Source organism: Streptomyces sp. NPDC013317 (assembly GCF_055563155.1).
In genome coordinates, this window is record NZ_JBVHDX010000006.1 from 45,303 (window position 1) to 59,982 (window position 14,680).

Genomic DNA, 14,680 nt, shown 5'->3' on the forward strand with positions numbered 1-14,680 from the left:
AGCGTACGGGCGGCGCCTCCCCGCCCGGACCAGGTCGCGGGCGGGGTGGGCCCGGCCCGATCCGTAGGAGAGTGCCTAGGGGGTATCTCGTCGTTCAGGCCGGTTCAGGGCCCCGCGAGCCCGGCACGACCGGTGAGACACCGCCTAGCTCTTCTCGAAGCGGAAGCCGACGCCGCGGACGGTCGCGATGTAGCGGGGGTTCGCCGCGTCGTCGCCGAGCTTCTTGCGGAGCCAGGAGATGTGCATGTCCAGGGTCTTCGTCGAGGACCACCACGTGGTGTCCCAGACCTCCCGCATCAGCTGGTCGCGGGTGACCACCCGGCCGGCGTCGCGGACGAGGACCCGCAGGAGGTCGAACTCCTTCGCCGTGAGCTGGAGCTCCTCGTCGCCCATCCAGGCGCGGTGCGACTCGACGTCGATCCGGACGCCGTGCGTCGCGGGGGCGACCGCGGGCTCCGTGGCGCCGCGCCGGAGCAGGGCCCGGACGCGGGCGAGGAGTTCGGCGAGGCGGAACGGCTTCGTCACGTAGTCGTCGGCGCCCGCGTCGAGCCCGACCACGGTGTCGACCTCGTCCGCGCGGGCCGTCAGGACCAGGATCGGAACCGTGTGGCCCTCGGCGCGCAGGCGCCGGGCGACCTCCAGGCCGTCCATGCCGGGCAGCCCGAGATCGAGCACCACGAGGTCGACGCCGCCCTGGAGTCCGGCGTCGAGCGCGGTCGGTCCGTCCTCCCGCACCTCGACCTCGTATCCCTCTCTGCGCAGCGCGCGAGCCAGCGGCTCCGAGATGGATGCGTCGTCCTCGGCGAGCAGTACACGGGTCATGGAGTGATGGTAGTCCGCACGGTGGACACCGAGGGGCATGATCCACAGGGTCCCGGGGCAGCCTGCGGATCAAGGCAAGTAATCTGCACATGACCTTCGAATAGGGCCCGTTGGTTCCTTCGTCACCTGTGATCCATCTCTCAAGTCCTTCCATATCCGGCACTGTCGTGTCGTATGGTGGCGAGACGTCTGTAGCGGTAATCGGGGACCTTTGGCTCGCTAAGCGCGCCAAGGGTCTCTTTTCTGCACGAGGTCGGCACGGCCGACCTCGAGACGGTGAACGACCTGTGGGCCGGGTTCCGTGGCGCGATACGGCGTCGCGGGGCGTGGATCCCGGTGGAGTACGAACACTCCAGCCGGTGCCGGCCTCCCCCACCGGGCGCACCACGCTCACAAGGCGCGCGTCCCGACAGAGCAAGGATCGACATGGCGTCCAGCCTGACGAAGGATTCCACCGGAACCCCTGGTTCCGAGAAGACCTTCTTCGGCCACCCCCGCGGCCTGGCCACTCTCTTCATGACCGAGATGTGGGAGCGCTTCTCCTGGTACGGAATGCGCGGCATCCTCGTCCTCTACCTGGTCGCGGGTGTGCTCGACGGCCCTCTGGAGGGTCGTGAGGCGCTGGCCGCCTCCATCTACGGCGTGTACAACGCGGTCGTCTACATGGCCGCGATGCCCGGCGGCTGGGTGGCCGACCGACTCTGGGGCGCGCGCAAGGCGGTCCTCGTCGGCGGCATCGTCATCGCCCTGGGCCACTTCACCCTGGCCATTCCGTCGGACACGGCGTTCTTCGCGGGCCTCGCGCTCATCGCCGCCGGTACGGGTCTGCTGAAGCCGAACATCTCGGCCATGGTCGGCGGCCTCTACGAGGGCCAGCCGAGCGCCCGCCGCGACGCCGGCTTCACGCTCTTCTACATGGCGATCAACATCGGCGGCATGGCCGCTCCGCTGGTCGTCGGCTACCTGGGTGAGAACGTCAACTGGCACCTCGGCTTCGCCGTCGCCGGTCTCGGCATGACGCTCGCCGTCGCGCAGTACATCGTCGGCTCCCGTCACCTCGGCGACGTGGGCAAGAACCCGGGCACCCCGGCGACGCCCGAGGAGAAGCGGAGCGCGCTGCGCAAGGTCCTGCTGTGGGGCGGACTGGCCGTCGGCGCCCTCCTGGTGGACATCGTGCTGGGCACGTACGACATCGAGCACATCGTGAACGTGCTCGCGGTCCTCGGCATCGTCGTGCCGGTCGTGTACTTCGTCGCGATGTACCGGAACCCGGCCCTCGGCGCCGCGGACAAGCCCAAGATCAAGGCCTTCGCCTGGTTCTTCGCCACGGCGGTCCTGTTCTGGATGATCTACGACCAGTCGGGCTCGCTGCTCACGCTCTTCGCGGACAACAAGACCGACCGTCTGATCGGCGGCTGGGAGTTCCCGGCCTCCTGGTACCAGTCGGTGAACCCGGCGATGGTCATCATCCTGGCGCCGCTCTTCGCCGCGCTGTGGGTCAAGCTCGCCAAGCGCAACCGTGAGCCGAGCGCCCCGATGAAGTTCGCCCTCGCGATGCTCCTCATCGGCGGCTCGTTCGCCATCATGGGCCTCGCGGGTGCCGCCGCGGCCAACAGCGACACCGGCAAGGTCACCGTCTTCTGGCTGCTGAGCGTCTACCTCGTCCAGACCATCGGCGAGATGTGCCTCTCGCCGGTCGGCCTGTCGCTGTCGACGAAGCTGGCGCCGAAGCAGTTCGTGGGCCAGATCATGGGTCTGTGGTTCCTGGCGACGGCGACGGGCAACGCCCTGAACGGCTGGACCACCAAGCTCAACGAGCCGCTGGGCGACGCCATGTACTACTCCCTGTGGGCGGTCATCGCCGTCGCAGCGGGCCTGGCGTTCATGACGGCCGGCAAGAAGATCCGCGCCCTCATGGGCGACGTGCGCTGACGTCCGTCGCACAAGGGTCTGGCCCGGCACACCTCACGTGTGCCGGGCCAGACCCTTTCTCGGTCGGGGACGAGCCGCCCCCGACGCGCTACTTCGTCTGCGCGCTGAAGCCGCGCAGGAAGTTCTTCGTGCCACACCGGACGTTCGACTTCTGCCCCGGTCCGACCCAGGGGCCGTAGAGCGTCCACGTCATCACGTGCTCACGGGCCCCCTGGACCTGGTCGCACTTGATGACCACACGGTGCTGCTTGACCGCCTTGCCGCTTCCGGCCTTGCAGGTCGAATAGGCCGTGGGGCGGCCCAGCTTGTCCATGCTCGCGTACGCCTTGCAGCTGTACTTGGCGGCCGCCTGGGCCGGAGCGGCGGTGACAAGACCGGCCCCGGCTGCGCCCATCATCACCGAGAGTGCTCCCGCGGCGAACTTCTTCCCCCAGCGCATGTGCGTTCCTTTCTGCATGTCGGGCCCCCGAACGAGGGCCCGACATGTCGTTCACCTGCTGGTCAAGCAGGTTCGTACGTTGCACGCCTTCACTTCGGCGAACGCTCAGAAACCAATCACGTACGTCCTGTCATCACAAGACGTTACCGAGGGATCTGAGAAACATCTGAGCATCGCCGTCCGATGTCGCCGACTCCGCGTCAGCGCCTCAGGCGGGCCCACGGGGTGAAGGTGAACACCGCGCCGCCCAGCAGGATCACCGTGCCGGCGACCAGGGCGAGGGCGCGCAGGGCGCCGTCGTCCTCGGCGCCCGTCTCGGCGAGCCCGCCGCCCGAGCCGCCGTCGCCGGAGCCGCCGCCGGCCGCGGCGTCACCGCCGCCCGCCGCGCCGCCGTCCTGCTTGGTGGTGTCGAGCTCCAGCGACGCCTGGACGGAACCCTTGACCTGACAGGGGATCACGATCGGCGAGCCGCCGAGCGAGACGTTGATGGTCAGGGTGCCGGGGCTGAGCGTGGACTTGCCGCTCGCGCCGGGCTTGTACGTGCCCTTCATGTCCGGCAGGTCGACCGGCTTGCCCTGCTCCAGCGGGGCGGAGTTCGCCGGGCCCTCGACCTTGACCGTGCCGCTGTCGGCGCCGCCGATCTTGACCGCCATGGACGGCTTGAGCGCGCCCGCGGGAAGCGGAGCCGGGCTGTCCATGACGCCCTTGGCGGTCTTGACCGTGAGGTCGTAGGAGCCGCCGTTCTTCTTGGCGTTGATCGTCACCTTGGACGTGATGTTCGCCGGACCCGGCGACTGGCAGGCGAACTGGACCGAGACCTCCTTGCCGGTGAAGTCGGTCTGCCCGCCACCTCCTCCGGACGTACTCCCGCCGGAGGCGGTCGAACCGCCACTCGTCGTCGAACCGCCACTCGTCGTCGAACCGCCCGACGTCGTACCGCCGCTCGTCGTCGTACCGCCCGACGTCGAGCCGCCGCCCGCCGACACCTTGATCTTCGCCCCGACCGCCACCGTCTCCTTCGGCGAACACTTCGTGTCCGTCGACATCGGCTTCGAGACGTTGATCGTGTACTTGTCCGGTGTGAGCGTGATCTCGCCCGCCTTCTCCAGCTTCAGCTTCCCCTTCATCTCGGGCAGCACCATGGGGCTGTTCTTCGGGATGGGCGGGTTCTGCCGCGGACCCTCCATGTTCAGCGTGCCGCTCGCCGCGCCGCCGACCTTGATGACGCCGGTCGGCTTCACCGTGTCCTTCTCCAGGTCGAGGATGTCGGGGTTCTTCGACGCCGCCTCGACCGTCTTCCAGACGACCTCCACCTCGTCGCCGACCTTCGCCTCCGCGGGCGCGGTGATCTGCACCTTCGTGGTGCCCTGCACCGGCGGAAGGCCGGAGATGGACGGCGGAATGCACTCGGTCTTGTACGCGACCTCGGCGGCCTGAGCGGGGCTGGCGGCCAGCATGATCCCCGCGCCGCCGAGCATCAGCGCGACTCCCGCCGCGCTCATCCTCCGTTGCGTGCTCACTGGTGTCCCTTCGTCGTCGGGCTGTGCTCTGACGGTGCGGACGGTGCGGAGTCCGGGGTGAACCACGGCAGGACCGCGGTCGTCGTGGTTCCGGCCCGCTCGGGGGCGGGGCCGGATTGGTGCGTACGTACGAGAGCGCGGCGGCGCCGGTGTCCCGCGCGGGCCCCGGCGGAGCCGCCAGGGCGGCCCGGGCGGACCCGGTCCACCACCGCCATGCCGGCCCGGAAGAGCGCGGCCGGGACGACCACGGCGAGGAGCAGCCAGAAGAGCGTCACGCCCCAGGGGCGGCCGACCCCCCACGGCTGGTCGACCAGCACCTTGCCGGCGTACCTCACCGACACCTCGTAGTCGCCGTGCGCGCCCGCCGGCAGCTCGACGGGCAGCTTGATCTGTGCCTTCTTGCCGGGCTCGATCGTGCCGCGCCACTGCCGTTCCTCGTACTGCGGCGAGAAGACGCCGTGGCGCGTGCCGACCTCGAACACCGGGTCCTTGACCGGCGTCTGGCCGAGGTTGCCGACGGTGAAGACCACCTCGCGGCGGGCGGGCGCGCCGAACCAGACGAGGACGCCGCTCGAGCCTTCGAGACGTACGGAGGCGAGCACGGCCAGCCTGCCGACGCCGGAGGCGTCGGGGAGCGGGGCGGTCGGGTGGCCGGCGACGGTGAACGCCACGTCCACGACGTCCTGCTGGCCCGTGACGCCGGCGACGTGCACGACACAGGGGCAGGGCCTGGGCGGCTCGGCGACCGGCATCTTCTGGCTGAAGGCGCCCTTGGCGTCGACGGTGGCGGCCCGGCCGAGGGTGTTGGCGCAGGAGTTGGTGCCGCCGATGACGCCCTTGCCCGGCTCGCCCTGACCGCAGATCAGCAGCATGAGCAGCGCGCCCGGCTTCCACCCGGCCCCGCTGACGGTGATCTCGCCGCCCTTGCCGCCCTCGGTCTGCGACAGCGCCACCGTCGGCCCGGGAGCGGCCGCCCCGGCGGGGGCGGCCGGCAGGAGGGAGAGCGCGAGGGCGGCGAGGACCAGTCCCACGCCCGCCACCGCGCGAAGGCTCCGGGCCGCCGCCCGTCCCGTACCGCTCGTCCTCATCGGTCCGCTCCTGCCGTCACGTCGACCAACTGGGCTTCTTCCACAGGGAGTCCGGGTTCCGGTACGGCCCGGGCGCGGCGCCTTCGGGCCGCGAGCGCCGCCGCTGCCGCCGCGATCAGGACGGCCGCGCCGGCGGCGAACGCGCCCCCGGAGACGAACACGCGCTCGGCGCGGGCCTCAACCGCCGGGGCGCCGGGGGCCGTCGCGCGGACGCGGATGGTGACCGAGTCGAGGGCGGGCGGGTCGGACCAGGCTTCGGCGCGGGCGAGCCGTTCGCCGGGGCGGAGGGTGCGTCCGAGGGGCCTGGCCGGGCGGTCGAGCACCGTCCCGAACGCGCCGTCGGCGCGCAGCGACAGGCGCGGCGCGAGGACCGTGCTGCCCCGGTTGACCAGGGTGTAGTGCACGGTGCCCGAGTCGTCGAGCCGTACCTCCTCGACCGTCAGCGCCGCGAGGCTCGGCCCGTTCACCCGCAGATGCACCGGCACCCGCATCTCACGTCCGCCCGCCACGGCCGTCACCGAGCCCCGGTGGTCGCCGAGGGCCGTGTCCGCCGTGACGGTGACGGCGAACGGCACGTCCGCCCGCGTCCGCGCCGGGACGGTCACCGTCCGCACGGCGAAGGCGAGCGGGGCGCCCTGCCCGTCGAGCCGTACGGTGAGCGGCTCCGCGCCCGGGTTGCTCACGGAGAGCGTGTCCTGGAGGACGCTGCCCGCCGCGCCTTCGAGATAGACGTACGGCCGTCCCGCCGCGGCCTGTGCCGTCCACTCCGGCGGCGCGGGCACGGGCGCCGCCGCCACCGCCCCGAGCAGCGCGGCGACGGCGGTGAGGGTCCCGGCCCACGCCCCACGCATCAGCGCGCCGTGCGCCGCGTGAGCCAGAGCACCCCGGCCGCGCCGGTCAGCAGCACGGTGCCGCCGAGGGTGCCGAGCGCGGTGGCGGAGTCGAGCGGGCCGGTCTTCGGCAGTTCGCCGCCGCTCGCGGACTGCGTACCCCCGGAGTCGGAGCCGGAGCCGGTGTCCGAGGATCCTCCGGGCGCCGTGACGTCCAGTTCGAGCGAGGGTGCGGGGTTGTTCTTCGGGGTGCAGACGGCCGCGTCCATGCCGAGCGCGTGGACGGTGAGAAGCCCGGCCGTGAAGGTGACCTTGCCGCTCTTCCTCGGGGTGTACGTACCCGTCAACTGCCCGATCCTGATGGGGGTGTTGGGCGGGATGGCCGCCGTGTTCGGCGTCCCCTTGACCTTGAGCGTCCCCTCGTCGGCGCCGCCGAGCCTCAGCTCGGCGCGCGGCGTCATGACCCCCTTGGGCAGCTCGATCGGGCTGTCCGAGACGCCCTTCTCGAAGGACATGGTGATCGTGTACGAGGAGCCGTTCCTGACGGCCTTGATGTCGACGGGCGAGACCGCGCCCTTGGGCCCGATCTTCGTCTCGCACGCGTAGTTCACGTCGACGACCGCGGCCTGCGCGGCGGGGGCCGAGGCCAGGACCGCCGAGCCCGCCACCGCCGCTGCCAGCGTGAACGCTGTTCTCCTCCGGTACGGCACGATCCAAGCACCCCTCACCGCGAAGTTACTGACGGCTTATCAGATTGCGCGTCAAGGTACGCCTGGGGCGTTGAGGAGGGAAGACAAAGGGAGCACCGAAGTGCTCCCCCTGATGGCTTGATCCGTACGCGGGCGCTAGGCGGGTGCGGCCAGTTCGGCCCAGACCGTCTTGCCGGGGGCGCCCGCACTGCGGTCGATCCCCCAGTCGAGACAGAGGCGCTGCACGATGAACATGCCGTGGCCGCCCGGCCGCCCGGCGCGGTGCGGGGTGCGGGGCGCGGGCTGGCCGGCTCCGCGGTCGGCGACCTCCAGGCGCAGGACCTTGCCCCGGCGCACCACGCGCAGAGTCTCGGGGCCCTCGGCGTGCAGGCACGCGTTGGTCACCAGCTCGGAGACGACGAGCAGGACGTCCTCGGCGGCGGCTCTGGCGTCGGCGGAGGTGGACGGCAGCCAGCCCCAGTCGTACAGCGCGGTCCTGGTGAAGTCGCGGGCGAGCGGAACGGTGCCGCTGGTGGCGCCGAGCGCGAGCGTGCGTACCTCGAGAGCGGCGGTGTCCACGACCGGACCCACCGACTCCTCGACCTCCCTGCCACCGGCAGCAGTGTCCATCAGCGCTTTCACCTCACCGATTCACCAGACGGATTCACCAGACAACGGACCAAACCGGGGCTCTTCTGCCCGATCCTCGGCCGACGACACCCGCCGCCTTCAGTCGGGCAGCGCCGCCGCAAGCGATTCGTGCACGGTGAAGACGACGTCCGCACCGGTGATCTCGAAGACCCTGGCCACCACCGGCCGCATCCCCGTCAGATGGACGCCTCCCCCTGCGGCGTCCGCTTTCAGGCGGGCCCCGAGGAGCACGTTGAGGCCCGTGGAGTCACAGAACTCGAGTCGTGAGCAGTCGACCACGAGTCGTGACCTGCCCGCATCCAGTGCGCGGTCGAGTGGCGCACGCAACACTTCCGCCGTGTGGTGATCGAGTTCACCCGTTGGGGTGAGGATCTCGGTCTCCCCCACGGTGCGGACCTCGACCCGCAGCCGTCCTGGCTGCGTACTGCCGATGTGCTGGCGGTCCATGCCCGTGCCTCTTCTCGCTCTCGCGGGTGCCGGTTGACGTGCCTGAACCATACAAGCGGAAGGTGAAGGCTTGCACCCAAACACTGCAACATACTGTCGCAAAACGGACAATTGACACTTGCAACCTGGTGCGTGGAGCGGGTAGGGCTAGTAGAGGACATTCGAAACGGCCGGCTCGGAGGCGCCGCAAACCGCAGCAGGAAGACACGATGGAGGAGACCATGTCACCCCGGCTCGACGCCACGCGGACCCACGACGCGCCGTCGGCAGAAGCAACTCCGCCCCCCACCCTCGCAGAACTTCCCGAGATCGCCGAGATCGCCGAGATCGGGCCCTTCGACCAGGTCGACGCGCTGGACGCGCGGGCCCTGTCGAAGACCCTGTTCGCCAGGCTCGACGCCCTCGAAGAGGGCACCCACGAGTACGCGTACGTGCGCAACACCCTGGTCGAACTCAACCTCGCCCTGGTCAAGTTCGCCGCCTCCCGGTTCCGCTCCCGCAGCGAGCCGATGGAGGACATCATCCAGGTCGGCACGATCGGTCTCATCAAGGCCATCGACCGCTTCGAGCTGGCCAGGGGCGTCGAGTTCCCCACCTTCGCGATGCCGACGATCGTCGGCGAGATCAAGCGCTTCTTCCGCGACACCTCCTGGTCGGTGCGCGTCCCGCGAAGGCTCCAGGAACTCCGCCTCGACCTCGCCAAGGCCGGGGACGACCTGTCCCAGCGGCTCGACCGGGCACCGACCGTCGGCGAACTCGCCGAGGAGCTGCACCTGAGCCGCGACGAGGTCGTCGAAGGCATGGCCGCCAGCAACGCGTACACCGCGAGCTCGCTGGACGCCCAGCCCGACGAGGACGACGGCGAGGGCGCGCTCGCCGACCGGATCGGCTACGAGGACCACGGCATCGAGGGCATCGAGTACATCGAGTCCCTCAAGCCGATGATCGCCTCGCTGCCGGCCAGGGACCGGCGCATCCTCTCCCTCCGCTTCGTCGCCGGCATGACGCAGTCCGAGATCGGCGAGGAGCTGGGCATCTCCCAGATGCACGTCTCCCGGCTGCTGTCGCGGACGCTGGGGCGACTGCGCAAGGGACTGACCCTGGAGGAGTGATCCTCCGCGCCGGGCGAGCGGTTCTCCGCCCCCGGGCGAGTGGGTTCTCCGCTCCCCCCGCGCGCCCCCAGAAGCCTTGTGGAAAGGGCCTGTTCCCCTCGGGACAGGCCCTTCCGCGTTATTGACGGGCCGCCCGGAATGGGACACATTGAGGCCGGGGTTCAGGGGGGAATCGCATGGTTTCTGCGTACGCGGAACTGGAAGAGCGCATGCGCGGCCGGCTCGGGGGCAGAGAGTGCCTCCATATGCCGTCGTGCCGCTTCGGTCTCTATCTCGCGCTGCGCCACTGGTGCAGACCCGGCGGCCGCGTGCTGATGTCGCCGGTCAACGACGACGTGATCTTCTTCGTGGTCCTCGCCGCCGGGCTCCGCCCCGTCCAGGCGCCGCTCGACCCTCGTGACGGCTCGATCGACACGGCCGCCGTGCCCGAGTCCCTCTGGAGCGGGCTCTCCGCCGTACTGACCACCAACCTGTACGGGAACCCCGACCCGGCTCCCGAACTGCGCGCCCGCTGCGACGCCCGGGGCATCCCGCTCCTGGAGGACGCGGCGCACGCCATCGGGTCGACGGTCGGCGGCCGCCCCGTCGGCACCTGGGGCGAGGCCTCCGTCTTCAGCCTCTCCAAGCACACCGGGGCGAAGACCGGGGGCTTCCTGACCTTCGACGACCCGGGCCTGCGGGGTGAAATGTCGGCCGCACGCGACGAGTTGCTGCACCCGGCCCGTACGAGCGCCGAACTGGCCTATCTCGTACGGCCGTACGCCGAGGCCGCCGTCCGGGGACTGCGCCTGGTCAAGGCCGCGCACGCCACGCTGCGGCTGCTCGGACAGCAGGAGCGCGAGGAGATCCGGATGCCGCTGCGGGCCGGGGAGCTGAAGCAGGCCCTCGCCGCCGCGCCGGGGCTCACGCCCTTCCACTCCTGGGTCCGCGTCGACATGCACGACTACCGCCTCGGACCTGGTCCGGGCCGGCTGCGCCGCACGGAACGGCTGCTGGCCCGCCTCGACGCCACGCTCGCCGCGCACCGGGCCGGAACGGAACGGCTGCTCAGGACGGAATGGGCATCCGGCGGGGGTACGCCCGGCGGGGAGGCGGAACCCGGGGACCCGCGGCCGGGGGAGGTCCAGCCGCTCTTCCGGGTCCCGCTGCTCGTCGAGGACCGGGACGCGGCCGTCGCCGCGCTCGCCCGCCGCCGCATCGTCACCGGCTACCTCTACGACCCGCCGCTCGACACCTACGCGGGCGAGCTGTTCACCGACCTCTCCCCCGACCCCGAACCGGCGTCCTGGTTCGCCCGCCACGCGCTGCCGGTGGACCCACGGCGGGCCGGCGAGGTGATCGAGACACTGCGCGCGGCGGGCGTCGGGCCGGTGCGGCACGGCGACGACCGTGGCTGAGGCCGTTCGGCTGCACAAGCCGGAGGGGCCGGAGGGGCAGCAGGGGCAGGAGGGGCCACACGGGCAGCGGGGAGACGGACGGGAGCCGGTACGAGACGGCGGCACCGGCTCCGACTCCGACCCGGGGTCCGGGGCATCCGACGTCGCCCACGCGGTCGCGGGCTCCGGCGGGGACTCGATGTTCCGCAACGCATACGCGCTCATGCTCTCCACCGGCGTCTCCGCCGCGCTCGGGCTCGGATTCTGGCTGGTCGCCGCCCGGTACTACTCCGAGGAGGCCGTCGGACAGGGCTCCGCCGCCATCGCCGCGCAGCGCCTGCTCGCCTCCATCACGGCGACGACCATGATCGGCGCGGTCGTCCGCTACGTCCCCCGGGCCGGCCGCGCCACCGGCCCGCTGGTCGGGCGGATCTACCTGGTCAGCTCCGTCGTCGTCACCCTGGCCTGCGGGATCTTCCTGCTGACCCTGGACTGGTGGGGCCCCTCGTACGCGCCGCTCGGCTCGCTCTCCGCCGGGCTCTTCTTCACCGCCTCCTGCGTCGGCTGGGCGCTCCTCACCCTCCAGGACGGCGTCCTCACCGGCCTCAGACGCGCCTTCTGGGTGCCCGTGGGCAACGCCGGCTTCTCCATCGGCAAGCTGCTCCTGCTCGCCGCCTTCGCCACCACGATGCCCGTCCTCGGCGTCTTCGTGTCCTGGTCGGCCGCGATCGCCCTCTCCGTCGTCCCGCTCGGCTGGCTCGTCTTCCGCCGCCTCATTCCCCGGCAGGCCCGCGCCGACCACGACCGCGAGCCGCCCGCCATGCGCGAGATCGGCCGCTTCATGGCCGGGGACTCGGTCGGCGCGCTGTTCAGCCTCGCCATGATCAATCTGCTGCCGGTGATGGTCGCCGTCCGGTTCGACGCCGCGCACAACGCGTTCTTCTACACCGCGTACACCGTCGGCGGCACGATGGAGTTCATGGCCATCAACATGGCCTCCTCGCTCACCGCGCACGCCTCCCACAGCCCGGAGTCGCTCGCCGAGGGCGTACGCGGGGCGCTGCGGCGCATGGCGGTACTCCTCGTCCCCGTCGTCCTCGTCCTGCTGGTCTTCGCGCCCTACATCCTCGCCCCCTTCGGCCCGGACTACGCCGACCACGGCACGACGGTCCTGCGGCTGCTCGCCGCTGCCGCGCTGCCCCGGGTCGCCGTCGAGCTGTACATCGGCGTGCTGCGCGTCCAGGGGCGCACCGGCGCGCTCGCCGTCCTCCAGGGCGCGATGTGCCTGCTCGTCCTCGGCTCCGCGGCGCTGCTCCTCGGGCCCGTGGGCATCTCCGGCGCCGGGCTCGCGATGCTCGGCTCGATGACGCTGATGGCGGCGGCCTCGGCGCCCGGCCTGCGGGCGGCGCTGAGGGGAGGCCGCGAGGAGATCGAGTACGGCACCAGCTGGGCGCGGCGGGCGGCCGAGCAGGAGTGGGCACCGCGGGAGGCGTCCACGCTGGGCCTACCGGTGTACGTGCCGAAGTCGCCGCGTGCGGATACGCGGGCCGTGCCGAAGCCGCCGCGTGCGGATCCGCGGTCCGGGGAGGCCGGTACGGGAACCTGGCTCTGGCTGCTCCTCGGCCTGTCGGCCGGGCTCTTCTGGATCCCGCTCGCCCGCGCGGAGACCCTCGGCCCGGGCCGGCTGTCCGGTACGGAGCTGATCGCCGCGCTGCCGCCGGTGACCCTCGCCGCCGGGATCCTGCTGGTCGTCCTGCACGGCGCCGTGCTGTCGCAGCGCCGGGTCCGGCCCGCGCTCGCCGCGACCGTCCTGCTCGCCACGTTCCTGGCCCTGCACACCGCGCCGCCGCTGCTCGGCATCCTCCCGGACCCGGCGGCGGGCCCCGGCACCGCCCTCGTGCCCGCCGGCCAGGCCCTGGAGGCGCTGCCGATCGTCCTCCAGGCCCTGTGCCTGACCCTCGCTGCCGTCCTGCTGCGCACCCTCGGCGCGAGCGTGCGGATCACGGCGGGCGCGGTGTGGGTCCTGGTATGGGCGGGCTGGGCGGCCCAGCACGCCTTCGCCTCGGCACCCCTGCCGGTCCTCCTGGGGATGTGCGGGGCCACGATGACAGCGGCGGCGACCCGCGGCCTGCGCCGCCGCGCCGGTGACGGGTGACGCTCAGGCGACCTTGCGCAGGACCACGACCCAGTCGTCACCCTCCAGGGCGTCCACACGGTCGAACGTCCAGGTCTCGTCCCGCACGGTAGGGGCCTAGCGGTGCGGGACGCCCTGGCGGAAGTAGTCGGCCTTGCCTGCGGTCCTGTAACCCTCCAGGGCCGGGCCCGAGTTGACCGTCAGGTCGCAGGAACGGCCGCCTGGGACCGCGCGGTTCCAGTGGACGTAGGCCTTGGCCCTGGGGAGGGTGGGGGCGATCTTCGGGATGGCGGTGTACCAGTCGCGTTGACGGTTCGGGCGGTCCTGGTCCGGGGCGGTGGCGAATTCCGCGAGCATGATCGGCTTGTTGGCGGAGATGTTCGTGCGCAGCCAGTCGTACGTCGGGCGCTGGCTGGACTCGAAGTCCAGCCAGTCGGGCGACTTGTGGCACTGGTAGTAGTTGTACTGGTCCATGCCGATCCAGTCGACGTACGCGTCTCCCGGGTAGAGCGCCTTCATCGTGTCCGCGTTGCCGAGGTAGCCAGAGACCGTCCATACCCAGACGACGTTGCGGACGCCGAGGCGCTCGAAGCGTTCGCGCAGGTGGCGGTAGGCGGCGACGTACTCCTCGGGGGTGCCCGCGCCCTCCTTGATGCGCATGTCCGTCTCCTGGTCGAAGGAGAAGAAGACCCGCTTGCCGTACGCCTTGAGGCGGCGGGCCTGCGGGTCGATGATCGAGCGGTCGTACTTTCCCGACGCTAAGTTCTTCCAGCCGAGCTGGGTCTCGCTCCAGCCCGCGTGGTGCTTCTCCTTCCAGACCGTGGACTCCCAGGCCAGCATCAGCAGCCGGTCCTCGCCGAGTTCCACCTCGTCGGGGGTGAGGAGTTCGCCGTCCGTCGGGTTCCCCGACATGTCGTGGTACGTGTAGATCAGGTCCAGCTTGCGGCCGATCTTCCGCTCGAACGCGTACACCGGCCTGGTGAGGGAGCTGTCCTCGTCGTACGGGATGTACGCGCCCCACCACGCGCCGCCGCACGGCAGGACGAGCTTGCGGTCGGGCACGCAGCGGTCGTCGGAGTTCTGGGGGTTCCAGAGCCCTATCGCCGCGGCGAGCGCGCCCACGGCGGCGAGCGCGACCGCCGTCATCGGGGCCCGGCGCGGCGGCCGCGCGGCATGGCGTCGGTTCATCGCCCGCCACCGGGCTTCCGTTTGGCGCGGAAGCGGACGCGCACGCCCGTGCTCTCGCGCTCGACGGCGCCACGAGTGGCGGCGGGCAGCGGGACGCCGGGCAACGCGGCGACGACCGTGACGAAGACGGCGAGCGAGACCAGGAACGTGGTCGTGGAGAAGCCCTCCAGAAGGAACAGGCAGGTCGCCGTGAGCGTCGCGAGCGACAGGCTCACGGGGGCTGCGAGCGCGAGCGCCTCCAGGCGGGCTCCGGGGCGCAGCCCGGTCGGCTGCGGGTGGAGCAGCGCGAGGCCGGGCGCGAGGGCGACGAAGGCGAGGACGGGGATCCAGCGCAGCGGGGAGCCGCCCGGCAGCGCTGTGGCGCCGAGCGCGAGCCAGCCGGACGCCGCGAGGCCGATTCTGAGCCGGAGGTGTGCGGGTGCCATGGCGTGCGTACTCCCGTGGATCGGTCG

At 71.6% G+C, this 14,680-nt stretch carries 14 protein-coding genes; 4 read left to right on the forward strand and 10 right to left on the reverse strand.

Translation table 11 applies throughout. The features are described from left to right. Positions 1-144: 144 nt before the first annotated feature. Positions 145-822 carry a response regulator transcription factor gene (locus tag ACZ3IJ_RS17765; RefSeq protein ID WP_376446148.1) on the reverse strand — a complete coding sequence of 226 codons (678 nt, stop codon included), beginning with the start codon at positions 820-822 and terminating at the stop codon, positions 145-147. A 426-nt stretch (positions 823-1,248) separates the two neighbouring features. On the opposite strand from ACZ3IJ_RS17765, the gene ACZ3IJ_RS17770 reads away from it, so the two are divergent. Beyond that, a complete protein-coding gene (locus tag ACZ3IJ_RS17770; protein WP_467469168.1) occupies positions 1,249-2,754 on the forward strand; it encodes a peptide MFS transporter in 1,506 nt (501 codons plus the stop codon). Between the two features lie 88 nt (positions 2,755-2,842). On the opposite strand, the gene ACZ3IJ_RS17775 is transcribed toward ACZ3IJ_RS17770, so the two are convergent. From ACZ3IJ_RS17775 to ACZ3IJ_RS17805, 7 genes are all read right to left on the reverse strand, one after another. After that, positions 2,843-3,193, reverse strand: coding sequence for a hypothetical protein (locus ACZ3IJ_RS17775; protein WP_391801066.1), 351 nt, complete (start codon positions 3,191-3,193; stop codon positions 2,843-2,845). A gap of 200 nt (positions 3,194-3,393) precedes the next feature. Beyond that, a complete protein-coding gene (locus tag ACZ3IJ_RS17780; protein ID WP_467469170.1) occupies positions 3,394-4,695 on the reverse strand; it encodes a hypothetical protein in 1,302 nt (433 codons plus the stop codon). 14 nt (positions 4,696-4,709) lie between these two features. Beyond that, positions 4,710-5,801 carry a hypothetical protein gene (locus tag ACZ3IJ_RS17785; protein WP_467469172.1) on the reverse strand — a complete coding sequence of 364 codons (1,092 nt, stop codon included), beginning with the start codon at positions 5,799-5,801 and terminating at the stop codon, positions 4,710-4,712. Continuing rightward, positions 5,798-6,652: a COG1470 family protein gene (locus tag ACZ3IJ_RS17790; RefSeq protein WP_467469174.1), complete on the reverse strand. Its 855-nt coding sequence runs from the start codon at positions 6,650-6,652 to the stop codon at positions 5,798-5,800. The genes ACZ3IJ_RS17785 and ACZ3IJ_RS17790 overlap by 4 nt, the downstream gene beginning before the upstream one ends. Further along, positions 6,652-7,341 (reverse strand): peptidase, encoded by a 690-nt coding sequence (locus ACZ3IJ_RS17795; RefSeq protein ID WP_467469177.1) that lies wholly within the window; start codon positions 7,339-7,341, stop codon positions 6,652-6,654. The genes ACZ3IJ_RS17790 and ACZ3IJ_RS17795 overlap by 1 nt, the downstream gene beginning before the upstream one ends. A 135-nt stretch (positions 7,342-7,476) precedes the next feature. Beyond that, a complete protein-coding gene (locus ACZ3IJ_RS17800; protein WP_467469179.1) occupies positions 7,477-7,950 on the reverse strand; it encodes an ATP-binding protein in 474 nt (157 codons plus the stop codon). A gap of 99 nt (positions 7,951-8,049) precedes the next feature. Further along, positions 8,050-8,418, reverse strand: a complete 369-nt coding sequence (locus tag ACZ3IJ_RS17805; protein WP_391801060.1) for an STAS domain-containing protein — start codon at positions 8,416-8,418, stop codon at positions 8,050-8,052. A 209-nt stretch (positions 8,419-8,627) separates the two neighbouring features. Here ACZ3IJ_RS17805 and ACZ3IJ_RS17810 point away from each other — a divergent pair, with 209 nt between their 5' ends. The 3 genes from ACZ3IJ_RS17810 to ACZ3IJ_RS17820 all read left to right on the forward strand — a co-directional run bounded on the left by ACZ3IJ_RS17810 (position 8,628) and on the right by ACZ3IJ_RS17820 (position 13,061). Beyond that, the gene (locus ACZ3IJ_RS17810; protein ID WP_467469182.1) at positions 8,628-9,530 is read left to right on the forward strand and encodes an RNA polymerase sigma factor SigF; all 903 of its coding nucleotides are present in this window, start codon (positions 8,628-8,630) and stop codon (positions 9,528-9,530) included. A gap of 176 nt (positions 9,531-9,706) precedes the next feature. After that, complete coding sequence (locus tag ACZ3IJ_RS17815) at positions 9,707-10,927, forward strand: DegT/DnrJ/EryC1/StrS family aminotransferase (RefSeq protein WP_467469184.1); 1,221 nt, start codon at positions 9,707-9,709, stop codon at positions 10,925-10,927. Beyond that, on the forward strand, positions 10,920-13,061 hold the full coding sequence (locus ACZ3IJ_RS17820) for a lipopolysaccharide biosynthesis protein (protein WP_467469186.1): 2,142 nt from the start codon (positions 10,920-10,922) through the stop codon (positions 13,059-13,061). The genes ACZ3IJ_RS17815 and ACZ3IJ_RS17820 overlap by 8 nt, the downstream gene beginning before the upstream one ends. A gap of 96 nt (positions 13,062-13,157) precedes the next feature. Here the strand turns inward: ACZ3IJ_RS17820 and ACZ3IJ_RS17825 are convergent, their stop codons facing one another. Both ACZ3IJ_RS17825 and ACZ3IJ_RS17830 read right to left on the reverse strand, forming a co-directional pair. Then, positions 13,158-14,228, reverse strand: a complete 1,071-nt coding sequence (locus tag ACZ3IJ_RS17825) for a glycoside hydrolase family 26 protein (protein ID WP_467469188.1) — start codon at positions 14,226-14,228, stop codon at positions 13,158-13,160. Beyond that, positions 14,225-14,653: a hypothetical protein gene (locus ACZ3IJ_RS17830; RefSeq protein WP_467469190.1), complete on the reverse strand. Its 429-nt coding sequence runs from the start codon at positions 14,651-14,653 to the stop codon at positions 14,225-14,227. The genes ACZ3IJ_RS17825 and ACZ3IJ_RS17830 overlap by 4 nt, the downstream gene beginning before the upstream one ends. Positions 14,654-14,680 lie beyond the last annotated feature (27 nt).

Coding starts and splice junctions, on each gene's coding strand:
- ACZ3IJ_RS17765 (WP_376446148.1), bottom strand. CDS start 822: ATGACCCGTGTACTGCTCGCCGAGGACGACGCATCCATCTCGGAGCCG.
- ACZ3IJ_RS17770 (WP_467469168.1), top strand. CDS start 1,249: ATGGCGTCCAGCCTGACGAAGGATTCCACCGGAACCCCTGGTTCCGAG.
- ACZ3IJ_RS17775 (WP_391801066.1), bottom strand. CDS start 3,193: ATGCGCTGGGGGAAGAAGTTCGCCGCGGGAGCACTCTCGGTGATGATG.
- ACZ3IJ_RS17780 (WP_467469170.1), bottom strand. CDS start 4,695: ATGAGCGCGGCGGGAGTCGCGCTGATGCTCGGCGGCGCGGGGATCATG.
- ACZ3IJ_RS17785 (WP_467469172.1), bottom strand. CDS start 5,801: ATGAGGACGAGCGGTACGGGACGGGCGGCGGCCCGGAGCCTTCGCGCG.
- ACZ3IJ_RS17790 (WP_467469174.1), bottom strand. CDS start 6,652: ATGCGTGGGGCGTGGGCCGGGACCCTCACCGCCGTCGCCGCGCTGCTC.
- ACZ3IJ_RS17800 (WP_467469179.1), bottom strand. CDS start 7,950: ATGGACACTGCTGCCGGTGGCAGGGAGGTCGAGGAGTCGGTGGGTCCG.
- ACZ3IJ_RS17805 (WP_391801060.1), bottom strand. CDS start 8,418: ATGGACCGCCAGCACATCGGCAGTACGCAGCCAGGACGGCTGCGGGTC.
- ACZ3IJ_RS17810 (WP_467469182.1), top strand. CDS start 8,628: ATGGAGGAGACCATGTCACCCCGGCTCGACGCCACGCGGACCCACGAC.
- ACZ3IJ_RS17815 (WP_467469184.1), top strand. CDS start 9,707: ATGGTTTCTGCGTACGCGGAACTGGAAGAGCGCATGCGCGGCCGGCTC.
- ACZ3IJ_RS17825 (WP_467469188.1), bottom strand. CDS start 14,228: ATGAACCGACGCCATGCCGCGCGGCCGCCGCGCCGGGCCCCGATGACG.
- ACZ3IJ_RS17830 (WP_467469190.1), bottom strand. CDS start 14,653: ATGGCACCCGCACACCTCCGGCTCAGAATCGGCCTCGCGGCGTCCGGC.